Source organism: Bilifractor sp. LCP21S3_A7, from assembly GCF_052118825.1.
In the GTDB taxonomy this organism is placed as follows: Bacteria; Bacillota; Clostridia; order Lachnospirales; family Lachnospiraceae; genus Bilifractor.
The window spans coordinates 1-2,447 of record NZ_JBQKGL010000026.1 but is presented as its reverse complement, the minus strand read 5'-3'; the positions used below and the strand labels follow the sequence as shown (position 1 = coordinate 2,447).

The 2,447-nt window shown below is 48.3% G+C and carries 1 protein-coding gene and 1 pseudogene; one reads left to right on the top strand and one right to left on the bottom strand.

What is annotated here, in order from left to right; genetic code table 11:
• Window positions 1-1,054 precede the first annotated feature (1,054 nt).
• The gene (locus tag ACTQ1O_RS14010) at window positions 1,055-2,275 is read left to right on the top strand and encodes an MFS transporter (RefSeq protein WP_002584949.1); all 1,221 of its coding nucleotides are present in this window, start codon (window positions 1,055-1,057) and stop codon (window positions 2,273-2,275) included.
• A gap of 80 nt (window positions 2,276-2,355) precedes the next feature.
• On the opposite strand, the pseudogene ACTQ1O_RS14005 reads toward ACTQ1O_RS14010, so the two are convergent.
• Window positions 2,356-2,447, bottom strand: a pseudogene (locus ACTQ1O_RS14005) (helix-turn-helix domain-containing protein); the annotation flags it as partial.

The following is a 2,447-nucleotide window of genomic DNA, read 5'->3' as shown; positions in this document are numbered from 1 at the left end:
TTAGGTCAGTTTACAAGGAACTACACGCAGACCGTGAAACGGGCTGCTGACAACAAACGGCGCTATGCTCCCGGCTGGGTGCATAGCACCTGTTTGTTGCGGGGGTTTCCAAAGGGGGCAGCGCCCCATTTGGCACACGACTTTGCGGAGCAAAGTGTAGTGTGTTATACGCTCTGTCGGCGTTGCCCTGAAAATACCGTTGCCGCCGGGGAGGGCAAGGGCATTTGACGCGGCAGGAAAGCAGGGCTTTGTTTGGGGCTGGTAAGCCGGAAACAAAGGGCTGATTTCAGCAGCAGACAGGGCGTATTATGAAAGCCCCCGTCCCTCGTCCTCCGCCCCCGGCCTATGGGACAAAAAGTCCCAAAGCTCTGGACACCGTGACCAGATGTGTGGCCACACTCCGGGAAAAGTAGCAGGACGGCAGGAAACCGTCAAGGCTGAAATGAATGGGCTGACGCCCGGCCTTGACCGTTCCCCGCCGCCCCGCTGGATGGGTGGACAAGGTGGCCAATCCCTAAAAGTGTTTGGCCGCACTCGTTCATTTTGGGGCCTTTCTTCTCCCAAAATTGAAATGGGCGGGAAAGCCCTAAAATGGCTTTCCCGCCTTGATTACCCATTAGCAAAGACGGGCGAGACTGTCAACGGCGGCGCTGAAAGCGCCGTTCATCTTGACCGTTGACTGGCTCGCCTGGCTTTGCTACTGCCCGTAAGAGATGGAAAAACAAGATGGAAAACAAGGTTAAAAATGGTTGGCAAGTCTATCGGATGTGTGTTATACTGTGCGACAGTTTGAGATTGGAAGGAGGCTTACGTGTGTTAATTTGTGTACGCTAATAAGCAATAAAAAGTAGAAGTACCTTTCCACATGATGGTGGGCTTTTTTTGCGTGCGTATGCAAAGGAACACGTAGGTTTGACACGAGCAGTCTTTGAACTGTATCGTGGTGTTTTTTCGTGCTTTGTTGTTATGCAGGCGTCTGCCCTCTCTGTGGGACAACGCCTGCTTTTTATTGCAGAAACAAAGGAACAATGCAATAAAAAAGGAGGTTCGCATTATGACCCAAAACAACAATTCATGGAGAAAAACTTATTTTACACTTCTTGCCGGACAAGCAATATCCTTTATTAGCAGCGGTATTTTGCAAATGGCCATTATCTTTTATTTGGTTGCGAAAACTAATTCTGCAATCATATTGACGGCGGCAACACTGATTGGATTTTTGCCGCAAGCCTGTTTAGGCCCGTTTGCAGGTGCTTTTGTTGACCGGCACAGCCGTAAAAGCGTAATGATTGGTGCGGATTTGATAATTGCCGCCGCTGGCGGTATTCTGGCGCTGGTGGCGTTTTACATGGAATTGCCCGTATGGTCTATTATGGTTGTCCTGTTAATCCGAAGTGCGGGAACTGCTTTTCATTCTCCAGCATTCAGCGCAGCAACACCTATGATTGTGCCAAAAGAGGAACTTACAAAATGCGCTGGTTACACGCAGACCATGCAAGCAGTAAGTGCGATTATCAGTCCAGCTGCCGCAGCGTTTTTATATGCTGTTTGGCCTCTTAATGCAATTATATTGTTAGATATTGTGGGTGCAATCCTTGCCTGTGTGACTGTTGCGATTTCGTCCATACCAACGCCTGAACTATGTCCAGAAACGAAAAGACAACAGTTTTTACAGGATATGAAAGAGGGGTATGTGGTATTAAAGCAAAACAGGGGCCTCTTTGCTCTGCTCTGGATTGGTGTAATTTATATGTTCTTTTATATGCCAATCAGTACGCTTTTTCCTCTCATCTGTATGTCATACTTCAAAGGAACACCGGCCCATGCCTCTGCCGCTGAAATTGCTTTTGCGGTTGGTATGCTGCTTGGCGGAGTCATTCTGAGCATTTGGGGCGGTTTTAAGAAACGGCGGTACACCATCGGTCTTTCCGTTCTCCTGATGGGCGTTAGCAATATGCTCTCCGGGCTTTTGCCGCCAGACGCATTTCTTGTCTTTGTTGTGTGCTGTACTGTTATGGGAATTTCCGCTCCATTTTACGGTGTGCAAAATGCGATTTTTCAAGAAACGGTCAAACCAGAATATCTGGGGAGAGTTTTTTCTCTACTGACAAGCGCCGCTTCCCTCGCCATGCCGTTTGGCCTTGTCATTTCCGGGCCTCTGGCGGAGCGGCTGGGAGTTGAGAAATGGTTTGTCATTTGCGGAATTGGCATTATCATCGTTGCGCTTGCCGTATTTTTACTACCCGGTTTGAGAGAGATTGACAATACGCAATAATCAACTGCACCTTTTTCTATTACTAAACAAAATGCCTGGATGGTGGTTCTGAAAAACCAGAACCGCCGTTCAGGCATTTTTTATCTTCGTCCTCTCTGCGGTTTTGGATTCTTCAGCAAGTCGGATTTTTCCGCAATCTTTTTCAGCCACTTCCGTTCTTCTACTGACAGCT

What these genes read in the sequence shown, in the direction of transcription:
- ACTQ1O_RS14010 (WP_002584949.1), top strand. Translation starts at nt 1,055, where the DNA reads ATGACCCAAAACAACAATTCATGGAGAAAAACTTATTTTACACTTCTT.